Source organism: Streptomyces sp. NPDC045955, from assembly GCF_056430805.1.
This window is the reverse complement of the sequence record NZ_JBWKKY010000009.1, coordinates 125,723-145,054: the sequence shown is the minus strand read 5'-3', so window position 1 is coordinate 145,054 and position 19,332 is coordinate 125,723. Positions and strand designations below refer to the sequence as shown.

Below are 19,332 nucleotides of genomic sequence, written 5' to 3'. Positions count from 1 at the left end.
CATGGGTGACGCAGCGGTGCCGGATGCGAGGATGAGGCGCCATGACAGCTGGGCGGTGGGCTCGCACGATACGGGCCGCGGTGTTCGCGGCCGTCTGTGTCGTGCTCGCCGCCCTGGGGCACGTCATGATGTCCGGCGACCACGTGCCCCTCGGGACGCTGCTGGCCGGCTGGACAGTGACGGGTGTGGCGGGCTGGTGCCTGGCGGGCCGCGAGCGCGGACTGCGGCTGGTCGCCGCCGTCGCCGTGGCCGTCCAGACGGCCCTGCACTCGGCGTTCTCGCTCGCGTCGCCGGGGGCGCCGGACTCCATGGACATGGGCGCCGGCGGTACGGGATCCACCGGGCACGGCATGGGATCCACGGAGCCCATGCCCATGTTCCCGTCCCTGCCGATGTCCATGTCCGAGCACATGGGGCATGCGGGACACACCACCGGTGGTGACTCGTCCCTCGGCATGCTCGCCGCCCACCTGCTCGCCGCCCTGCTGTGCGGCCTGTGGCTGGGGCACGGGGAGCGGGCCGTCTTCCGGCTCCTGCGTGCCGTGGGCGGCCGACTGGCCGCGCCGCTGCGGCTGTTGCTCGCCCTGCCCGCACCGCCGCCCCCGCCCGTGCGCGTACGGCGGCGGTCCTCGGACCGGGCGCCGCGCCTCCTCCTTCTCGTCCACGCGATCACCTCTCGAGGGCCACCTATGGGGGCCGCTGCCGTCTGACGGCAGCCGGTGAGCCCCGGGGCGGCCCCTGCGCGCCCCGGTTCCGTACGGGTCCGGCCCATCGGGTCCGGCCCATCCCTCACTCACGGGACCGCGCAGCCGTGCGCGCACGCCCGGCCTCACGCAGGCCCGCGTGCTCGCCCTGCCGTGGTCCCGGAATCCCGAGAAGGACACCAGGTGATCACTCCTGCCCTGCCCCTTTCGCACGAGAGAAGAGAGTCCCCGGAGTCGGCCGACGAGTCGGTGACCGCCTGGGCGCTGGCCGCCCGCGGCGGTGACTCCGTCGCCGTCGACCACTTCGTGCGGGCCCTGCACCGCGACGTCATCCGCTACGTCGCCCATCTGTGCGCCGATCCGCAGGCCGTCGACGATCTGGCGCAGGACACGTTCCTGCGGGCGCTCGGCAGCCTGCACCGGTTCGAGGGCCGTTCCTCGGCCCGTACCTGGCTGTTGGCGATCGCCCGGCGCGCGGTGGCCGACAGCCTCCGGAACACCGCCGTCCGCCCCCGCCCGGCCGACCTGCCCGACTGGCAGCCGGCGGCCGAGCTCGCCCAGCCGCGCGGCCTGCCCGGCTTCGACGACGGCGTGGCGCTGCTGGAACTGCTGGCCTCACTGCCCGAGGAGCGGCGTGAGGCGTTCGTCCTCACCCAGATGCTGGGCCTGCCCTACGCGGAGGCCGCCGAGCTGAGCCACTGTCCGGTCGGCACGGTCCGCTCCCGCGTGGCCCGCGCCCGGGCGACGCTGATGGCTCTGCTCGCCGAGGCGGAGCACCCGGCTCCGGCCACGTCACCACCCGCCCTGGCCGCGGCCTGACACCTCCTGGGTGCCCGCCGGGTCCCTCCGGCGGGCACCGGGCCGCGCGCGGGCGGTTCAGGTGGCCGGGGTGCCGCCGGGCAGGAAGTGGCACCCGGAGGACACCGCCCAGCAGCGCCTGTTCGACGCACCGGTACGGGCCGCGGCCGGGGTCAGGCCCGGGGCCGCCGCCCGCTGCGCCGCGGTGCGGGCTCGGCGCCGCCCAGCAGGGACTGCCGCCGCTCCTCACCCCGCTCCTCGACCTGGAGCACGACACTCCGCAGCCCTTCGGCGAGGCTGCGGCACTCCGCGTCGCTGAGCCGGGCCGTCACGAAGGCTTCCTCCTCGTTGAACGCAGGGAAGACCCGCTGCATGAACGCGTCGCCCTCCTCGGTGAGGCTCAGCAGCACCAGCCGCCCGTCGCTCGGATGGTCCGCCCGCCGCAACAGCCCCCGCGACTCCAGCGTGCGCGCCACACCCGTCAGCGTGCCCTTGGAGATCCCCGCCTCCTCCGCCACGTGCCGGGTCTCCGACTCGCCCCACACCCAGACCACCCACAGCACGACGAAGGCCGTCCAGGTCAGGTCGGAGCCGCGCAGCACCGAGTTCTCCAGGTGCTGCCGCACGGCGGAAGCGGCCCGGTAGATGTTCGCCACCGCCGCCATCTGCTCCCGGCGGATCGGAACTCCGCCGAGCTTCGCCGCTGCGAGCTTCTCGGCCTCGGTGATGGATCGATGGCCCGGCACGGGCGGCTCCTTCGTCTGGTCGCGACGTTTCACGCCCGGGCGGCACGTCCTGGCCGTCCGGTCGTTCGGATTCAAATTGTACGGACAGCGGCTGCACGGCTCCGTCCCGCGGCCCGGTCACCGCTCGACGAACCGGGTCAGGTGATCCGGGTCCGGCCGCAGCAGCCCGTCCCGGAGCGCGAGTGCCGTGGCCTGCGCACGGGAGGCGCACCCGGTCTTGCGCAGCAGGTGCTCGACATGGCTGTGCACGGTCCGCGGGGACAGGAACAGCGCCTGCGCGATGGCCTGGTTGGTCTGGCCCGTGGCCGCCCGGGTGAGTCCGTCCAACTCCCGGGGACTCAGCCCGTAGGGCAGTTCCGTGGGCGTCTCGTGCACCAGCACCGCCTCGGACGCCAGGCCGGGCCCCGCCGGGTGCCGGTGCAGCACGACCCGCTGCCAGCCGCCGCCGGCCGGCCACAGCAGGCGCAGCCGCCGGCCGCCCGTGCGCGTGAAAGCGTCGAGCAGCGGGCGGAACCCGCCTGCCTCCCGCAGCACCCGCGGCCGGTCCCGGCCCGGCAGGTCGATCACCCCGCCGTCGCCGGTGACCAGGGCGGCGCCTACGCGCCCGACGCCGGCACGATCGAGGTGGGCGGCGCGTCGTTCACCCGTCTCACCCCGCGCGAGTCGATCGCGGCCGGCGTGGCGATCGTCTTCCAGACGCTGAGCGTGGTCGACGCTCTGACCGTGGCGGAGAACATCTTCCTCGGCCAGGAGTGGACCCGGTACGGCCGCGTCGACCGGCGCGCCCAGGATCGTCGAACTGGGCGGCCGGACCGTGCTGCCGGGCATCAACGACTCGCATCTGCACGGAGCGGCCCACGGGATGACGAAACCGCCGTTCGCCATCGACGTCGGCCATCCGGCGGTGGGATCACTCGCCGACATCGCCGACATCGCCGCGGCCGTGGCCCGGGCGGCACGGGACGCCCCGGGCGGAGCGTGGATCGTCGGCCTGGGCTGGAACCCGGTTACCTCGCCGAGTGCCTGGCCGACCCCGGCCACTTCCCGCACCGCCGGGACCTGGACGCGGTGGCGCCGGGCCACCCGGTCTGTCTGACCGACTTCTCCTCGCACATGGTGTGGGCCAACTCCGAGGCGCTGCGCCGCTGCGGCATCGACGCGGACACCACACCTCCGCCCGGTGGCGTCATCGACCACGACCCCGACGGCCCGCCGCCCGGCATCCTGCGCGAGGCCGCCGGGCGGCTCGTCCAGGCCGCCCTGCCCGCCCCCACCCTCGCCCAGCGCCGCCAGGCCATCCAGAACGTGATCCGCGAACTGCACTCCCGCGGCATCACCAGCTACACCGAGCCCGGCCTCGGCCCCGGCGGCTCCGGCACCCTCTTCGGCGGCCTGAGCACCGACAACTGGACCGCGTACGCGGACCTCGCGGCGAGCGGCGAACTCCGGGCGCGCGTCAGGCCAGCGGCCGGGCCAGCGGCCCCGAACAGTGCGTGCCGCTCGCCGACGCCCTGCGCGCCTACACGGCCACCCCGGCCTGGCAGGACTTCGCCGACGACTGGAAGGGGACCGTCGAGCCGGGCAGGGGCGCGGACCTGTGCGTCCTGGACCGGCCGCTGCTGGGCCTCGACCCGCACGACATCACGGAGGTCCAGGTGGATCTCACGGTGTTCGACGGGAGGGTGGTCTTCGAACGCCGAGCCGCCTAAGGCCAGGGGCGATCACCGCGTCACGCCGCACGCACCGCCGCCCGCCGCGTTCCCCACCGCCGGGTCCGGTAGCTCCCGGCCACCCGGCACACCGCGTAGATGCCGAACGAGATCGTGGTGACGTAGGGGCTGATGGGAATGCTGCTGCCCAGCGCGAGCAGGATGCCGCCCTCGATCGAGGCCACGGCGAACAGCACGCTCAGCACGGGCAGCAGCACCGGCGACGCGGTGACGCGGGCGGCGGCCGCGGCCGGGGTGACGACCAGCGTGAGCACCAGCAGCGCCCCGACGACCTGCACCGAGAGGGCGACCGCGAGCCCGAGCACCAGCATGAACGCGAAGGACAGCGCACGCACCGGCACCCCCCGTGCCTCGGCGACGTCCGGGTCGGTGCTGGCGAAGGCGAGCGGCCGCCACATGACCGCCAGGGCGATCAGCACCAGCACGGACGTGCCGAGCAGCCACGACATCTGCGGGGTGTCCACGGCGACGATCTGACCGGTGAGCAGCCCGAACTTGTTGGCCGCCCGGCCCTTGTAGAGGGCGAGGAAGAGCACCCCGAGACCCAGTCCGAACGGCATGAGGATGCCGATCACCGAGTTGCGGTCGCGGGCCCGTGTCCCCAGCACCCCGATGGCCCCGGCCGCGAGGAGCGAACCGGCGATCGAGCCCGCCACGATGTTCGCGCCCAGCAGCAGCGCGGCCGACGCGCCCGCGAAGGAGAGCTCGCTGATGCCGTGCACCGCGAACGGCAGGTCCCGCATCAGGACGAAGACCCCGGCCAGCCCGCCCACGAGCCCCAGCGCCACGCCCGCGATGAGCGAGTTGCGGACCAGGCCCAGGAGTTCGCCGTAGTCCGTGAAGTCGAAGATTTGCTGCCAGATCCCGTCGGCGAGCGTCATGCGCGCACTCCGTCCGTCTCGTGAACCGGCCCGGGGCGGTGCGGCGGCGCGGTCGGCTCGTCGGGGGCCCCGGCGACGACGACCCGCCCCCGCACGCGCACCACGTCGACCTGCGTGCCGTAGAGCCGGGACAAGGACTCGGAGGTCAGCACCTCGTCCGGGGTGCCGACACGGTGGCCGCCGGGGGCCAGGTACAGCACCCGGTCGACCATGCCCAGCACCGGGTTGATCTCGTGCGTCACGAAGACCACCGCCGTGCCGTGGTCGCGGCGCCGGGCGTCGATCAGTTCGGTGACGGCCCGCTGGTGGTGCAGGTCGAGCGACAGCAGCGGCTCGTCGCACAGCAGGATGCGCGGATCGGTCGCCAGGGCCTGCCCGATGCGCACACGTTGCCGTTCGCCTCCGGACAGCATGCCGAGCGGGACGTCGGCGTAGGCCGTGGCCCCCACCGACTCGAGGATCTCGTCCACCCGGCGGCGGGCCGCGCCGGTGCGCCGGCGCGGCCCGAAGCGGTGCCCGTCGATGCCGAACCGTACGAGGTCCCGGGCGCGCAGCATGGCCTGCGCGGACAACGCCGCCTGCTGCGGGACGTAGCCGATGTGCCGGGCGGCGTCGCGAGCGGGCCGGCCGAGGACGGTCAGCGTCCCGGCGGACAGCGGCCGACGGCCCAGCAGCGCCCGTACGAAACTGGTCTTGCCCGCTCCGTTCGGCCCCAGCACGGCCAGGAACTCCCCGGACCGTACGTCGAGGTCGAGGCCGCTCCACACCGTGCGGTCGCCGTAGGACAGGCCCGCGCCGCGCAGACTGGCGACGGCACTCCCGTCGTCCTGCCGGGACACGGCGGTCACTTGGCCAGCGCGCTCGCGAGCGCGTCGACGTTGCCGGTCATCCAGCCGAGGTAGTCCTTGCCCTTCGGCAGGGTCTCGGTCACGGGCACGACGGGGATGCCGGACGCCTTGGCCGCCGCCTCGGACTTCTCGGTCTGCGGGCCGGAGGTCTGCTCGTTGTAGACGAGTGCCTCGACCTTCCTCCCGCTGAACAGGGCCAGGCTCTCCTGGAGGACCCGCGGGGAGACGTCGTCGCCTTCCTCGATCGCCTCACTGAACGCCGCCGGCGTCTTGTCGACCAGCCCGCTCGCCTCGGTCATGTACAGCGGCACGGGCTCGGTGATGGCCACGCCCTCGCCGCCGTGCTCCTTCTTGATCTGAGCCTCCCTGGCCTCCAGCGGGGCGAGTCTCGCCTTGAAAGCGGTGGCGTTCTTCTGGAAGGCGCCCGCGTCGGCGGGGTCGGCCTTGGCGAGGGCCGCGGATATGCGGTCGGCGACGCGGGCGACGGTGGGGAAGTCGTACCAGACGTGCTCGTTCAGCTCGCCGCCCTTCGGTGCGGTCTTGCCGGACACCCGCACGGCGTTGATCACCTGGGCGGAGTCGTTGTGGCCGCTCTTGAGCATGCGGTCGACGAAGTCGTCGTAGCCGCCGCCGTTCTCGACGACGACCTTCGCCTTGGACAGGGCCAGCTGGTTCTGGGTGCTGGCCTCGTAGGAGTGGGGGTCCTGGTCGGGGTCGCTGATGACCGAGGTGACGTCGACCTTGTCGGCGCCGATGCTGCGCACGATGTCGCCGTAGACGTTCGTGGAGGCGACGACGGGCACCTCTGCCGAGGCGCTCTTGGCGTCGGCGGAGTCCGACGAGCTGCCGCAGCCCGCGAGAAGGGCCAGTGACGCGCTGGTCAGCAGCGCCAGGCGGCGGGACGTGGACAGGGGCATGGCTCCTCCATGGCGGATGTGCAGAGGGGGCTGCCGGGGTGCTCGGCAGGCGCAACGCTAGATGGGAATGAATGTCAAGAGCGGGTTCTGGCCGAAGCCATGTGAAAACCATTGCCCATTGTTGGGGAACGTCTGGACTAGTGGTCCAGTGATTGGATCTGTAGTCTAGATTCATGCGAGAGACCCTGACCGCGGAACGGGACGCGATCCTCGCCGCGCTGAAGCCTGTCGTCGACGGGATCGCCGCGACCTTCGGGCCGCTCTGCGAAGTCGTGCTGCACGACTACCGGAGCCCGGAGCAGTCGGTCGTCGCCGTGGCCGGATCGGTGACCGGGCGGACGGTGGGCGGCGCGATGAGCGAGATCGGCATGCGCGTGCTCTCCCGCGGGGACGAGGCGGCCGACGAACTGAACTACGTCACCCGCACCCGGAACGGGACACTGGTGAAGTCCTCCACGATGGTCCTGCGGGACTCCGCGGGAGCCGTCTTCGGCGCGCTCTGCGTCAACGTGGACATCAGCGCCGTCAGCCAGGTCCACGACCTGCTCGGCGCCCTCGCCGGAGTCGGCGCGGTCCCCGCGGAGCTGCCGACCACCACCTTCGGCAACGACATCGACTCCGTCGTCGACGCCCTCGTCGACGCCCACCAGTCGAAACAGCGGGGCAGCTGGGCGGAGCTCGACCGTGCCGAGCGCCTGGAACTGTTCGGCGGGCTCGACACGCGCGGGGTCTTCGCCGTGCGCGGCGCGGTCGAACAGGTCGCCTCCCGGCTCGGCATCTCCCGCGCTTCCGCCTACAACTATCTCTCCCAGGCCCGGGCCGCCCGCAGTGCGGCGTCCGGCACATCCGCTGGAGGATCCGCGTGACGACCACCACCCCACCGGTCACCCTCGACGACGTCCGGGACGCCGCCGCTCGACTCCGGGGCGTCGCCCACCGCACGCCCGTCCTGCGCTCCCGCACTCTCGACGCACTCGCCGGCGCCGAGATCCACCTCAAGTGCGAGAACTTCCAGCGCGTCGGCGCCTTCAAGTTCCGTGGCGCCTACAACGCCGCCTCCCGCCTCACCCCCGACCAGCTGTCCCGGGGCATCGCCGCCTACTCCTCCGGCAACCACGCCCAGGCCGTCGCCCTGGCCGCCCGCGAGCTCGGCACCACCGCCGTGATCGTCATGCCGGAGGACGCCCCGCCGTCGAAGCGGGCGGCCACCGCCGGCTACGGCGCCGAGATCGTCACCTACGACCGCTACACCGGCGACCGCGTCGCCATCGCCGAGGCCCTGGCCGCCGAGCGGGGTCTCGCCGTCATCCCGCCGTACGAGCATCCGCACATCATGGCCGGGCAGGGCACGGCCGCACTGGAACTCCTCGAAGAAGCGGGGGAGTTGGGGGCACTGCTGACACCGGTCGGCGGCGGCGGGCTGATGGCCGGCAGTGCCACGGTGGCCAAGGGCCTGCACCCGGCCATCCGCATGATCGGCGTGGAGCCGGAGGCCGGGGACGACACCAAGCGCTCACTGGAGGCGGGCCGGCGCATCAGCATCCCGGTGCCGCACACCATCGCCGACGGGCAGGCCCTGCACACCCCCGGCGAACTCACCTTCTCCGTCAACCGGCGTCTCGTCGACGACATCGTCCTGGTCACCGACGACGAGATCCGCGACGCGATGCGGTTCGCCTTCGAACGCCTGAAGATCGTCATCGAGCCGAGCGGCGCCACTCCGCTGGCCGCCCTGCTCACCGGCCGCGCGGGCGCTCTCCCGCGCCGTGTCGGCGTCATCCTCTCCGGCGGCAACATCGACGCCGAACGCTTCGCCCGGCTCTGCGGCACCGGCACCCGCTGAATGGCGCGGCCCGCTCCAAGGGCGGACGATGGAAGCACACCCTCACGGAGGAGGAGCGTCATGTTCGAAGTGAAGACGCTCGACAAGCCGGACGAGCGGCGCGACTACCCCCGAGGCCATCTGGAAGCCGTCCACATGACGGGACTGGACTTCGCCGTGGCCACGTTCGAGCCAGGGTGGCGCTGGTCCGAGTCCGTGGCTCCGATCGCCGGGACCGACAGCTGTCAGATCCACCACAACGGCTATGTGGTCTCGGGCCGTCTGCGCATCCGCATGGACGACGGAGCGGAAGGCGAAGTAGGGCCCGGCGACGTGTTCGTCTGCCCGCCCGGCCACGACGCCTGGGTCGTCGGCGACGAGCAGTGCGTGGTCTACGACTTCGCGGGCAGCATGGCCAAGGAGTACGCCAAGAAGGACTAGGGGGTGTTGTGAAAGCCCCACCGTGCTTCGTACGGGGCCGCCTGATCACACCGGCAGCAGCCGTCCCACCAGGGTGCTCAGCTGCCGGACGGTGCGGCACTCGTGCATCTCGACCAGTTCGGCGTAGGCGGGTGCGGCCGAATCGCCCGTGCCCCAGCGTGAGCGCTGCTCGGGGTTCAACCAGTAGACGCGGCGGGCATGTTCGGCGATCTGCCGTACGGCCGGCAGGTTCGGGTCGCTCATGTTCGTGCGGGCGTCACCGAGGACGAACACGGTCGTGCGCGGGCCGACCGCGTCGCCGTAGCGCTCCGCGAACTCGCCCAGCGCCATGCCGTAGTCGCTGCTGCCGTGCCAGCCCGTGAGCGTGGCCTCCGCCTGAATGCGGGCGCTGAGCCCCTCCGGGTCCGCGGTGCCGTGCCGGAGGAGTCCGGTCACCTCGTCGATCCGGTTGACGAAGGCGAACACCCGCACCTTGCTGAACTGGTCGTGCAAGGCCTGCACCAGCAGCATCGTGAAGTCGGAGAAGCCCGACACCGACCCCGACACATCGCACAGCAGCACCAGTTCGGGACGGACGGGACGGCGCTTGCGCAGCACCGGCCTCATCGGCACCCCGCCCGTCGACAGCGAACCGCGCAGGGTCCGCCGCAGGTCGATCGTGCCCCGGGAGGCACGGCGGCGGCGGGCCGCGAGCCGGGTCGCGAGCTTGCGGGCGAGCGGCTGAACCGTCCGGCGCAACTCGGCCAGCCGTGCCTTGCCGGCGAACAGGAACTCGACCTGGTCGGCGGTGGGGGCCACCGCCCGCCGGGCGATCTCGTCCCGGCCGCGCCGCTCGGCGACCCGGCGCCGCGCCTCCGCCGCCACCAGCGCGCGGAAGCTCTGGAGGCGCCGCCGGATCTCGTCCTCCAGCAGCCGGTCCGTGAACCCCTCGCTCCCGCCCCGGCCGCGCACGTCGTCGCGGACCCGGGCGAGCAGGGTCTGCGGACGCAGCCGTTCCAGCGTCTGGTACGACGACCAGCCGTCCGACTCCGGCCCGGAACCGTAACCGCCGAAACCGTCGACCGCCTCGACCGCCAGCCGGGACAGCAGCGCCTGGTCGTCGGCGGCGAGCGCGGCCGCCAGCCGGTCGCGCAGATCGTCCCGGCCCGCGGCCTTCTCCTCCGGGCCGCCGACACCACGGGGGAAGTACAGGTCGAAGACCGGGTCGAACACCTGCCGCCCGCCGGTGCCGTGCAGCAGCGTCGCCGAGAGCCCCTCGCGCAGCAGCTCCCGGTCCGCCAGGCCGAGCGCCTCGACCGCCCGCGCCGCGTCGACCGTCTCGCCGGTGCCGATCCGCAGGCCGTGCGCGCGTAGCGCCCCGACGAAGGAGGTCAGTCGCTCCGCGACGCCCGCCGGCGTGGTCACAGGGCGTCCAGGTCGAGCTTGGCGCTCGCCTTGAGCACGTCGTCCTGGTGCTTGAGGAGCACACCGAGCGTGGCCCGCACCACCGTCTCGTCCAGGGTGTCCGCGCCGAGGGCGAGCAGCGTGCGCGCCCAGTCGATCGTCTCGGCGACCGACGGCACCTTGCGCAGGTCCATCGCCCGCAGCGCTCCCACGACCCGGACGACCGAGCGGGCCAGCGCCTCGTCGAGCCCCGGCACCTTCAGCCGTACGATGCGGCGCTCCAACTCCTCGTGGGGAAAGCCGATGTGGAGGAAGAGACAGCGGCGGCGCAGCGCCTCGGACAGCTCGCGGCTCGCGTTGGACGTGAGGACGACGAAGGGGCGCCGCGTCGCGGCGATGGTGCCCAGCTCCGGTACGGTCACCTGGAAGTCGCTGAGCACCTCCAGGAGCAGGCCCTCCACCTCGACGTCCGCCTTGTCGGTCTCGTCGATCAGCAGCACCTTCGGGTCGTCACCCCGGATGGCGGTCAGCAGCGGCCGCGTGAGCAGGAACTCCTCGCTGAAGATGTCCGTGCGCGTCTCGTCCCACGTCTCGTCGCGGCCGGCGCTGATGCGCAGGAGCTGCTTGGCGTGGTTCCACTCGTACAGCGCGCGGGACTCGTCGACCCCCTCGTAGCACTGGAGGCGCACCAGGCGCGCCCCCGCCACCTCGGCGACAGCCTTGGCGAGTTCCGTCTTGCCGACACCCGCCGGGCCCTCCACCAGCAGCGGCTTGCCGAGGCGGTCGGCGAGGAAGACGGTCGTGGCGACGGCGGGCGAGGCGAGATAGCCGGTCTCGGCCAGACGCGCGGAGACGTCGTCGACGGATGTGAACAACGGGGCCTCCAGGTCGGCGGCAGTGGGCAGGGCAGCAGGGTGTCCAAGCGCTTGCTCACCGATGATGTCACGAGGGCCCCGCGCGCAGAACCCGTATCGCGGGGTGTGCTGGGCGACACCCCGCGATACGGGACCGCACCGGCCGCGCGAGGCCAGCCGTGGTGAACGTCCCGTCCGCCGTGGGCCTCACCCGCCTCGTCCTGCCCGGCGCGACCGAACGCGGCTGGGGCCGCGTCCAGTACATCTCCGGCGACTCGGCGGTCGTCACCCCGCCGAGATGATCCACTACGGCATGTCGAAGACCGCCCTGCTCGCGGTGAGCCGGCGCTCCGCCCGTCAGGCGCCGTCCACCAGGATCACCTCCAGCGTGCGCGGACCGTGCACCCCCTCGACCCGGTCCAGCTCGATGTCACTGGTCGCCGACGGCCCGGAGATCCACGTCAACGGCCGCGCCGGGTCGAGGCGTTCCAGACCCTGCGGCACGGACGACACGACCTGGCCGGGGACGCGCACGACACAGATGTGGTGGTCCGGGACGAGGGTGATCCGGCGTCGGCCCTGGTCGGGCGAGCCGTCCAGCACGATCGTCCCCGTCTCCGCGATCGCGACCGCACAGGCCGTCACCACGCTGTCCACCCGGTCGAGTTCCTGCGGCGTGCTGTCCGCCCGGTCCGCCACCCGTGTCACACCGGTCGCCGCCAGCCACTCCTCGTCCAGCCCGGGCGGCACGAGCACCGACGCCGACCCCCGCTTCTCCAGGAGCCCCGCGATCAGCCCCGCCAGCCCCTCGACGTCCGAACGGTGCACGATCGCCCGGTAGTCCGCCAGGTTCTCGGCGAGCAACTCCACCGTCTCCGAGACGCTCCGGTCCCCGTGCTCCCGCAGATAGTCGCGCGCGACGGCCTGCTCGTACGGCACGTCATCGCGTGGCACGTCCGCCAGGGCGCGCCGCACCCGTCCGAGAATCCGCTCCCTGCTGTTCACCTGGCACCGTCCTTCCCGCCGCGCGTGCGCTGCCACCAGTCCCGGAACGGCTCGGCGGGCACCTGCGGCAGATCCCGGGTCCCGCTCCAGGCCCGCCCGGGGCCGGGCAGCGTACGGGGATGGAAGCGCCGGGTCCGGGAGGCGGCGCGCTGGCCGGTGCGCAGCGCGCCCGGGTGCGTGAACGCCCAGCGGGCCGCGCGCATCGCCGCCCGCTCGGCGGCATGTCCCTTCGCGGGCCGCAGCACCACCTTGTTGCCCTCGCGGGTGACCTCCCCGCCCTCCACGACCCGTTCCCGCAAATGCACCAGCACCTCGGGGATGTCGATGGCGACCGGGCACACCTCGTAACACGCGCCGCACAGCGAGGACGCGTACGGCAGCGAGGCGTCGATCTCACTGCCCGTGCCCCGCAGTTGGGGGCTGAGGATCGCGCCGATCGGCCCCGGGTACACCGAGCCGTAGGCGTGGCCGCCGGCCCGTTCGTACACCGGGCACACGTTGAGACACGCCGAGCAGCGGATGCAGCGCAGCGCCTGCCGGCCGACCTCGTCGGCGAGGGTGTCGGTGCGGCCGTTGTCCAGCAGCACCAGGTGGAAGGTGCTCGGCCCGTCAGCCGTCTCGGAGTCCGTCGTGCCGGTCCACGTCGACGTGTACGGGTTCATGCGCTCCGCCGTCGAGGAGCGGGGGAGGGTCTGCAGGAACACCTCCAGGTCCCGCCACGTCGGCACGATCTTCTCGATGCCGACGACCGAGATCAGCGTCTCGGGCAGCGTCAGGCACATCCGGCCGTTGCCCTCGGACTCCACGACCACCAGCGTGCCCGTCTCGGCGACCATGAAGTTGGCGCCGGAGATGCCGACCTTGGCGCGCAGGAACTTCTCCCGCAGGTGCAGCCGGGCCGCTTCGGCGAGTTCGGCGGGCGTGTCGGTGAGGCCCTCGGGGGCCGGGCGGCCCCATTCGCTCATCTCCCGGGAGAAGATGTCGCGGATCTCGCCGCGGTTGCGGTGGATGGCCGGGACGAGGATGTGCGAGGGGCGGTCCTTGCCCAACTGCACGATCAGCTCGGCGAGATCGGTCTCGTAGGCGCGGATGCCCTCGGCCTGAAGCGCCTCGTTGAGCCCGATCTCCTGGGTGGCCATCGACTTGACCTTGACGACCTCCGACTCGCCGGTCATCTTCACGAGCCGGGTGACGATCTCGTTGGCCTCGGCCGCGTCGGCGGCCCAGTGGACGATGCCGCCGGCCGCCGTCACCGCCTCCTCCAACTGCTCGAGATAGCGGTCGAGATGGCGCAGCGTGTGGTCCTTGATCCGCTTGCCCGCCTCGCGCAGCTCGGCCCAGTCGGACACCTCCGTCACGGCCTTGGCCCGCTTGGCGCGGATGGTGTGCGTGGCGTGCCGCAGATTCCCGCGCAGGGTCGCGTTGCCCACGGCCTCCCGCGCGGCCTCCGGGAACGCTGGGTGGGCGGGTGGGGGAAATGCAGGCATCCCGACGAACGTTCCGCTCATACGGCCGGTTCCTCCTCCGTGCTCGCCAGGATCTCCGCGATGTGCACCGGCCGCATGGCGGTCCGCAGCCGGGTCATCGTGCCGCCGATGTGCATGAGGCAGGAGTTGTCGGCCGCGCACAACACCTCGGCGCCCGTCGACTCGGCGTTGCGCACCTTGTCGGTGCCCATGGCCGCCGAGACGTCGGCGTTCTTCAGCGCGAAGGTGCCGCCGAACCCGCAGCACTCGTCGGCCCCCGGCAGCTCGACCAGCTCCAGCCCTTTCACGGCCTGGAGCAGCCGCCGCGGCCGGTCGCCGAGCCCCAGTCCGCGCAGGCCGTGACAGGTCGGGTGGTAGGTCACCTTGTGCGGGTAGTACGCCCCGACGTCCGTCACGCCCAGCACGTCCACGAGGAACTCGGTGAGCTCGTACGTCTTCGGCACCACCGGCGCCAGCGTGGCCGCGAGGGTGTCCCCGCGCCCCTCGGCCAGGGCCCGCTCGCCCATCCGCGGATAGAGCTCGCGCACCATCGCCCCGCACGAACCGGACGGCGTCACGATCGCCTCGTACTCGCCGAAGACATCGGAGAAGTGCCGGGCGAGTGGTTCGGCCTCGTGACGGTATCCGGTGTTGTAGTGCGCCTGGCCGCAGCAGGTCTGCGCCATCGGGAAGTCGACGTCGACGCCCAGTCTGGTCAGCAGTTTCACGACGGCGCGCCCGGTGTCCGGATAGAGCGTGTCGTTGACGCAGGTCAGGAACAGGGCGACACGCATCGCGGCTCCTAGTGGTCGATCATCGGATGAGTTGCAGCGTAGTGGGGGAACGGGGCCCGGGGGAGACCCCGTCAGTCCCCGGCGAGCCGGTCCTGCGCGGCGCGCCACCGCTCGGTCCCGCCGCGCGGCTCGTACCGCGTGAGCGGCTGGGTGCGGACGAGCAGCCGCCGCATCCCCGCCAGGTCACCGGCCAGCCCGTGGGCCCGGGCCTGCACGAGCACGTTCCCCAGGGCGGCCGCCTCCGTCGGCCCCGCCACCACGGGCAGCCCGCAGGCGTCGGCGGTCAGCTGGCACAGCAGCGCGTTGCGCGTACCGCCGCCCACCACGTGCACCACGTCGACCGGATGCCCGGCGAGCCGCTGCGCGTCCTGGACGGCCTTGCGGTGGGCGAGGGCGAGGGAGTCGAGGATGCAGCGCGTCACCTCGGCCGGCGACTCGGGCACGGGCTGCCCCGAGGCCCGGCACGCCTCTGCGATCCGCTCCGGCATCCGCCCCGGCGCGAGAAACGCCGCGTCACCGGCGTCCACGACCGACCGCAGCGCCTCCACCTTGGACGCCTCCAGCAGCAGCACGCCGAGGTCCGGGTCGCCCCAGGCCCGCACGCACTCCTGGAGCAGCCACAGCCCCATGATGTTGCGCAGATACCGGACCGTGCCGTCCAGGCCCAGCTCGTTGGTGAAGTTGGCGGCCCGGCTCTCCTCGGTCAGCACCGGCGCGTCCAGCTCCAGTCCGGCCAGGGACCAGGTGCCGGTGCAGATGTACGCGAACCGCTCCTGCCCTGCGGGTACGGCGGCCACCGCCGACGCGGTGTCGTGCGACCCGACCGCCGTCACGGGCACGGGCCCGGTCAGCCCGGTCTCCTCCAGCACCGCGTCCCGCAGCACACCCGCCGGATCACCGGGCTGCCGCAGCGGCGCGAACAGGCTCAGGTCGATCCCCAGCCGTGAGCCGATGTCGTACGCCCAGTCGCGGGTCCGGGGATCGATCAGCTGGGTCGTCGAGGCGTTGGTGAGCTCGGTGCCCTGCTCGCCGGTGAGCCAGTACGTCAGCAGGTCGGGGATGAGCAACAGCCGCCGGGCGGAGGACAGCTGGGCCGAGGACCGGGCCGCCGTCAGCTGGTACAGGGTGTTGAAGGGCGCGTACTGCAACCCGGTCGCCGCGTACAGCTCCTCCGCCGGGACGGTCGCCCACACCTTCTCCGCGATCCCCTCCGTCCGGGCGTCCCGGTAGTGCACGGGATTGCCGAGCAGCGCCCCGTCCGCGTCGAGCAGCCCGTAGTCCACGGCCCAGCTGTCGATCCCGACGGAGTCGACCTGCCCGGCCGCCTTCAGCCCCTCCAGCACCCCCGCGTACAGACCCAGGACGTCCCACCGCAGCCCCTCGGGCACGCGCACGGGCCGGTTCGGGAAGCGGTGTGCCTCGGTCAGCTCCAGGCTGTCGGGGCCGACACGGCCCACCATCACGCGCCCGCTGGACGCGCCGAGGTCGACCGCGGCGTACGACTTCACGGCCGCGCTCACCGCAGGAAGGCGGCCGCGACGCCGGCGTCGACCGGGACGTGCAGCCCGGTGGTGTGGGTCAGGTCGCCGCCGGTGAGGGCGAAGACCGCGTTCGCGACATGCTCGGGCAGCACCTCACGCTTGAGGATGGTCCGCTGGGCGTAGAACTCGCCGAGCTTCTCCTCCTCGACCCCGTACACGGCGGCCCGCTGGGCCCCCCACCCGCCGGCGAAGATCCCGGAGCCCCGCACGACACCGTCCGGATTGACTCCGTTGACCCGGATGCCGTGCTCGCCCAACTCGGCGGCGAGCAGCCGCACCTGGTGGGCCTGGTCGGCCTTGGTGGCCGAGTAGGCGATGTTGTTGGGCCCGGCGAACACGGCGTTCTTCGACGCGATGTAGACGATGTCGCCGCCCAGCTCCTGCGCGATCATCACCCGCGCCGCTTCGCGCGACACGAGGAAGGATCCGCGCGCCATGATGTCGTGCTGGAGGTCCCAGTCCTTCGCCGACGTCTCCAGCAGGGGCTTGGAGATCGAGATGCCGGCGTTGTTGACGACGAGATCGACACCGCCGAACGCCAGCACGGCCGCCCGGAACGCCTCGGCGATCTGCTCCTCGGACGTCACGTCCACGGTCACGGCGACGGCCTTGTCCGGACCGCCCAGCTCCTCGGCGACCGCGGCCGCGTTCTCACCGTTCAGATCGGCCACGACGACACAGGCGCCCTCGGCGGCCAGCCGGTGCGCGATCGCCTTCCCGATGCCGCTGCCCGCACCCGTGACCAGCGCGACCCGCGTCGCGAGCGCCTTGGGCTTCGGCATCCGCTGGAGCTTGGCCTCCTCCAGCGCCCAGTACTCGATACGGAACTTCTCCGACTCCTCGATGGGCGCGTACGTGGACACGGCCTCCGCCCCGCGCATCACATTGATGGCGTTGACGTAGAACTCGCCGGCCACCCGCGCGGTCTGCTTGTCCTTGCCGAAGCTGAACATGCCCACGCCCGGGACCAGCACGATCGCCGGGTCGGCGCCGCGCATGGCGGGGGAGTCGGGCTCGGCGTGCCGCCGGTAGTAGGCGGCGTACTCCTCGCGGTACTCCGCGTGCAGCTCCTTCAGCCGGGCGACGGCCTCGTCGAGCGGAGCCGTCGGCGGCAGGTCGAGGACCAGCGGCCGCACCTTGGTCCGCAGGAAGTGGTCCGGGCAGGAGGTGCCCAGCGCGGCCAGCCGCGGATGCTCGGCGCTCGCCAGGAAGTCGAGGACCACCTCGGAGTCGTTGAAGTGCCCGACCTGGGGCCGGTCCTGGGAAGCGAGGGCACGGACGTGCGGCGCGAGGGCGGCGGCCCGCTCCCGGCGCTCCGCGGCACTCAGCGCGGCGTACCCCTCGATCACCGGCCCGAAGGGCTCGTCCCTGCCGCGCTCGGCGAGGAACTTCTCCGCGGTCCGGATGATGTGCAGCGAGTTCCGCTCGCACTCCTCGGACGTGTCACCCCAGGCGGTGATCCCGTGCCCGCCCAGAACGCACCCGATGGCCTGCGGATTGGCCTGCTTCACGGCCGCGATGTCCAGCCCCAGCTGGAATCCGGGCCGCCGCCACGGCACCCACACCACACTGTCCCCGAAACACTCGGCGGTCAGCTTCTCCCCGTCTGCGGCGCAGGCGAGCGCGATCCCGGAGTCCGGGTGGAGGTGATCGACGTGGGCGGCCTCGACCAGTCCGTGCATGGCGGTGTCGATGGACGGCGCCGCCCCGCCCTTCCCGTGCAGGCAGTAGTCGAACGCGGCGACCATCTCGTCCTCGCGCTCCACCCCCGGATAGACATCGACGAGCGCCCGCATCCGGTCCAGCCGGAGCACGGCCAGTCCCGCCTCCGTGAGCGTACCGAGGTCACCTCCCGACCCCTTGACCCACATCAGCTCGACATCGCCGCCGGTGACGGGGTCGGTCTCGGTGCCCTTGGCGGAGGCGTTGCCTCCCGCGTAGTTGGTGTTACGGGGATCGGAGCCGAGCCGGTGGGAACGGGCCAGGAGAGCGGCGGCTTCGGGATGGGTTGCCATGACAGTTCCTTTTCAGAGGAGAGTGGGGTGAGGTTCCTTCTTGGGGGCGCGGGGAACTGCGCGATCAACCGGAAACAACCCGCACCCCGCAGACAACGGATCTCGGCAGACGCTTACGCACCCCACCCCGCCTGCTCCCCACCGACCCGCTCGGCAACGATCTTCTCGCCCCACCCACATCGCCGGTACGCCGCAAGCGGCTCGGGGTCCAACCCCATCTCCTCCCGCACCTCCCGCAGCAACGGCCGCACATCCGTGTTGTAGGCATCCATCAGCACGGCATTCGCCTCCAGCACATCCCCGCTGCGCTGCGCCGCACCCAACGCGTCACCGTCCACCAGCAACGCCTTGGCCGTGGCCTCCTGCACATTCATCACAGAACGGATGATCGCCGGGATCTTCGCCTCGATGTTGTGGCACTGGTCGAGCATGAACGCGACCTCGGGCGAGAACCCCCCGCCCCGCACGACCTCGTACATGATCCGGAACAGCTGGAAGGGGTCGGCCGCACCCACCATCAGGTCGTCATCCGCGTAGAACCGCGAGTTGAAGTCGAACCCCCCGAGCTTCCCCTCCCGCAAGAGCGTCGCCACGATGAACTCGATGTTGGTCCCCGGCGCGTGATGCCCCGTGTCGACCACGACCTGCGCCTTAGGCCCCAACTTCAGGCAGTGGGCGTACGCCGTGCCCCAGTCCGGCACATCCGTCGAGTAGAAGGCCGGCTCGAAGAACTTGTACTCCAGCAGCATCCGCTGCCCGTCGCCCAGCCGCTCGTAGACCTCCGCGAGCCCCTCGGCGAGCCGGTCCTGCCGGGCCCGGATGTCGTCCTGCCCGGGATAGTTCGTCCCGTCGGCGAACCACAGCTTCAGGTCCGTCGAACCCGTCGCATCCATGATGTCGACGCACTCCAGCAGATGATCGACGGCCTTGCGGCGCACAGAAGCCTCCGGGTGGCAGATGCTCCCGAGCTTGTAGTCGTCGTCCTGGAACGTGTTGGAGTTGATCGCGCCGAGCTTCACACCACGCTCCTCGGCGTGCTTCGCCAGCGCCGCGTAGTCGTCGACCTTGTCCCACGGAATGTGCAGGGCGACCGTCGGGGCGACCCCCGTGAACTCGTGCACCTTCGCCGCGTCGTCCAGTTTCTCGTACGGATTGCGCGGCACACCCGCTTGCGCGAACACCTTGAAGCGCGTGCCCGAGTTCCCGTACGCCCACGACGGCGTCTCGACTGCCTGGGTCTTGAGAGCGGCCTTCACCGCGGCGAGCTCGGTCACGTCAGGGCTCCTGAGGCATCGGGTCGTGACGACCACTGAATGAAACGATTCAGGACGCGAAGTTATGGGCCCCCCGAAGGGGTGTCAACCCCTCCGGTCGACACAGTTACTCG

General features: G+C 72.2%; 20 protein-coding genes and 2 pseudogenes. 9 read left to right on the top strand and 13 right to left on the bottom strand.

The window, feature by feature from the left end:
* The first annotated feature begins 41 nt into the window (after window positions 1-41).
* Both AC07F0_RS20330 and AC07F0_RS20325 read left to right on the top strand, forming a co-directional pair.
* On the top strand, window positions 42-710 hold the full coding sequence (locus AC07F0_RS20330; protein ID WP_478980658.1) for a hypothetical protein: 669 nt from the start codon (window positions 42-44) through the stop codon (window positions 708-710).
* A 177-nt stretch (window positions 711-887) separates the two neighbouring features.
* Complete coding sequence (locus AC07F0_RS20325; protein WP_478980656.1) at window positions 888-1,523, top strand: sigma-70 family RNA polymerase sigma factor; 636 nt, start codon at window positions 888-890, stop codon at window positions 1,521-1,523.
* A 152-nt stretch (window positions 1,524-1,675) separates the two neighbouring features.
* Here AC07F0_RS20325 and AC07F0_RS20320 read toward each other — a convergent pair whose 3' ends face one another.
* Together AC07F0_RS20320 and AC07F0_RS20315 are read right to left on the bottom strand one after the other, a co-directional pair.
* A complete protein-coding gene (locus AC07F0_RS20320; protein WP_478980654.1) occupies window positions 1,676-2,248 on the bottom strand; it encodes a MarR family winged helix-turn-helix transcriptional regulator in 573 nt (190 codons plus the stop codon).
* A 117-nt stretch (window positions 2,249-2,365) separates the two neighbouring features.
* Window positions 2,366-3,076, bottom strand: a complete 711-nt coding sequence (locus AC07F0_RS20315; RefSeq protein WP_478980652.1) for a helix-turn-helix transcriptional regulator — start codon at window positions 3,074-3,076, stop codon at window positions 2,366-2,368.
* Here AC07F0_RS20315 and AC07F0_RS20310 point away from each other — a divergent pair.
* From AC07F0_RS20310 to AC07F0_RS20300, 3 genes and pseudogenes are all read left to right on the top strand, one after another.
* Window positions 3,063-3,344: a hypothetical protein gene (locus AC07F0_RS20310; RefSeq protein ID WP_478980650.1), complete on the top strand. Its 282-nt coding sequence runs from the start codon at window positions 3,063-3,065 to the stop codon at window positions 3,342-3,344. The two genes, AC07F0_RS20315 and AC07F0_RS20310, sit on opposite strands and share 14 nt — an antisense overlap.
* Window positions 3,227-3,655: pseudogene (locus tag AC07F0_RS20305) on the top strand (amidohydrolase family protein); the annotation flags it as partial. The gene AC07F0_RS20310 and the pseudogene AC07F0_RS20305, both read left to right, overlap by 118 nt.
* 86 nt (window positions 3,656-3,741) lie before the next feature.
* Complete coding sequence (locus AC07F0_RS20300; RefSeq protein ID WP_478980648.1) at window positions 3,742-3,957, top strand: amidohydrolase family protein; 216 nt, start codon at window positions 3,742-3,744, stop codon at window positions 3,955-3,957.
* 20 nt (window positions 3,958-3,977) lie between these two features.
* Here the strand turns inward: AC07F0_RS20300 and AC07F0_RS20295 are convergent, their stop codons facing one another.
* From AC07F0_RS20295 to AC07F0_RS20285, 3 genes are read right to left on the bottom strand one after another with little or no spacing between them, the layout of a single operon-like run.
* The gene (locus AC07F0_RS20295) at window positions 3,978-4,859 is read right to left on the bottom strand and encodes a metal ABC transporter permease (protein ID WP_478980646.1); all 882 of its coding nucleotides are present in this window, start codon (window positions 4,857-4,859) and stop codon (window positions 3,978-3,980) included.
* Window positions 4,856-5,707, bottom strand: coding sequence for a metal ABC transporter ATP-binding protein (locus tag AC07F0_RS20290; RefSeq protein ID WP_478980644.1), 852 nt, complete (start codon window positions 5,705-5,707; stop codon window positions 4,856-4,858). Before AC07F0_RS20290 ends, AC07F0_RS20295 begins: the two co-directional genes overlap by 4 nt.
* Window positions 5,704-6,624: a metal ABC transporter solute-binding protein, Zn/Mn family gene (locus tag AC07F0_RS20285; RefSeq protein WP_478980642.1), complete on the bottom strand. Its 921-nt coding sequence runs from the start codon at window positions 6,622-6,624 to the stop codon at window positions 5,704-5,706. The genes AC07F0_RS20290 and AC07F0_RS20285 overlap by 4 nt, the downstream gene beginning before the upstream one ends.
* 173 nt (window positions 6,625-6,797) lie before the next feature.
* On the opposite strand from AC07F0_RS20285, the gene AC07F0_RS20280 reads away from it, so the two are divergent.
* From AC07F0_RS20280 to AC07F0_RS20270, 3 genes are read left to right on the top strand one after another with little or no spacing between them, the layout of a single operon-like run.
* Window positions 6,798-7,490 carry a helix-turn-helix transcriptional regulator gene (locus AC07F0_RS20280; RefSeq protein ID WP_478980640.1) on the top strand — a complete coding sequence of 231 codons (693 nt, stop codon included), beginning with the start codon at window positions 6,798-6,800 and terminating at the stop codon, window positions 7,488-7,490.
* Window positions 7,487-8,467, top strand: a complete 981-nt coding sequence (locus AC07F0_RS20275; protein ID WP_478980638.1) for a pyridoxal-phosphate dependent enzyme — start codon at window positions 7,487-7,489, stop codon at window positions 8,465-8,467. The genes AC07F0_RS20280 and AC07F0_RS20275 overlap by 4 nt, the downstream gene beginning before the upstream one ends.
* A gap of 60 nt (window positions 8,468-8,527) precedes the next feature.
* Window positions 8,528-8,887, top strand: a complete 360-nt coding sequence (locus tag AC07F0_RS20270) for a cupin domain-containing protein (protein ID WP_478980636.1) — start codon at window positions 8,528-8,530, stop codon at window positions 8,885-8,887.
* A 45-nt stretch (window positions 8,888-8,932) separates the two neighbouring features.
* On the opposite strand, the gene AC07F0_RS20265 is transcribed toward AC07F0_RS20270, so the two are convergent.
* Window positions 8,933-10,291: a vWA domain-containing protein gene (locus AC07F0_RS20265; RefSeq protein ID WP_478980634.1), complete on the bottom strand. Its 1,359-nt coding sequence runs from the start codon at window positions 10,289-10,291 to the stop codon at window positions 8,933-8,935.
* Window positions 10,288-11,145: an AAA family ATPase gene (locus AC07F0_RS20260; protein WP_478980632.1), complete on the bottom strand. Its 858-nt coding sequence runs from the start codon at window positions 11,143-11,145 to the stop codon at window positions 10,288-10,290. Before AC07F0_RS20260 ends, AC07F0_RS20265 begins: the two co-directional genes overlap by 4 nt.
* Before the next feature lie 161 nt (window positions 11,146-11,306).
* Between AC07F0_RS20260 and AC07F0_RS20255 the strand changes: the two are divergent.
* Window positions 11,307-11,524: pseudogene (locus tag AC07F0_RS20255) on the top strand (oxidoreductase); the annotation flags it as partial.
* Here AC07F0_RS20255 and AC07F0_RS20250 read toward each other — a convergent pair.
* The 6 genes from AC07F0_RS20250 to rhaI all read right to left on the bottom strand — a co-directional run bounded on the left by AC07F0_RS20250 (window position 11,482) and on the right by rhaI (window position 19,219).
* Window positions 11,482-12,129, bottom strand: coding sequence for a LutC/YkgG family protein (locus tag AC07F0_RS20250; protein WP_478980631.1), 648 nt, complete (start codon window positions 12,127-12,129; stop codon window positions 11,482-11,484). The pseudogene AC07F0_RS20255 and the gene AC07F0_RS20250 overlap by 43 nt on opposite strands.
* Window positions 12,126-13,637, bottom strand: a complete 1,512-nt coding sequence (locus AC07F0_RS20245; RefSeq protein ID WP_478980629.1) for a LutB/LldF family L-lactate oxidation iron-sulfur protein — start codon at window positions 13,635-13,637, stop codon at window positions 12,126-12,128. Before AC07F0_RS20245 ends, AC07F0_RS20250 begins: the two co-directional genes overlap by 4 nt.
* Entirely contained in the window at window positions 13,634-14,389 is a 756-nt protein-coding gene (locus AC07F0_RS20240; RefSeq protein ID WP_478980627.1) for a (Fe-S)-binding protein, read from the bottom strand. Before AC07F0_RS20240 ends, AC07F0_RS20245 begins: the two co-directional genes overlap by 4 nt.
* Window positions 14,390-14,460: 71 nt before the next feature.
* Window positions 14,461-15,909 carry a rhamnulokinase gene (locus AC07F0_RS20235; protein WP_478980625.1) on the bottom strand — a complete coding sequence of 483 codons (1,449 nt, stop codon included), beginning with the start codon at window positions 15,907-15,909 and terminating at the stop codon, window positions 14,461-14,463.
* Window positions 15,906-17,945 carry a bifunctional aldolase/short-chain dehydrogenase gene (locus tag AC07F0_RS20230; protein ID WP_478980624.1) on the bottom strand — a complete coding sequence of 680 codons (2,040 nt, stop codon included), beginning with the start codon at window positions 17,943-17,945 and terminating at the stop codon, window positions 15,906-15,908. Before AC07F0_RS20230 ends, AC07F0_RS20235 begins: the two co-directional genes overlap by 4 nt.
* Before the next feature lie 113 nt (window positions 17,946-18,058).
* Complete coding sequence (gene rhaI, locus AC07F0_RS20225; RefSeq protein ID WP_478980622.1) at window positions 18,059-19,219, bottom strand: L-rhamnose isomerase; 1,161 nt, start codon at window positions 19,217-19,219, stop codon at window positions 18,059-18,061.
* Window positions 19,220-19,332 lie beyond the last annotated feature (113 nt).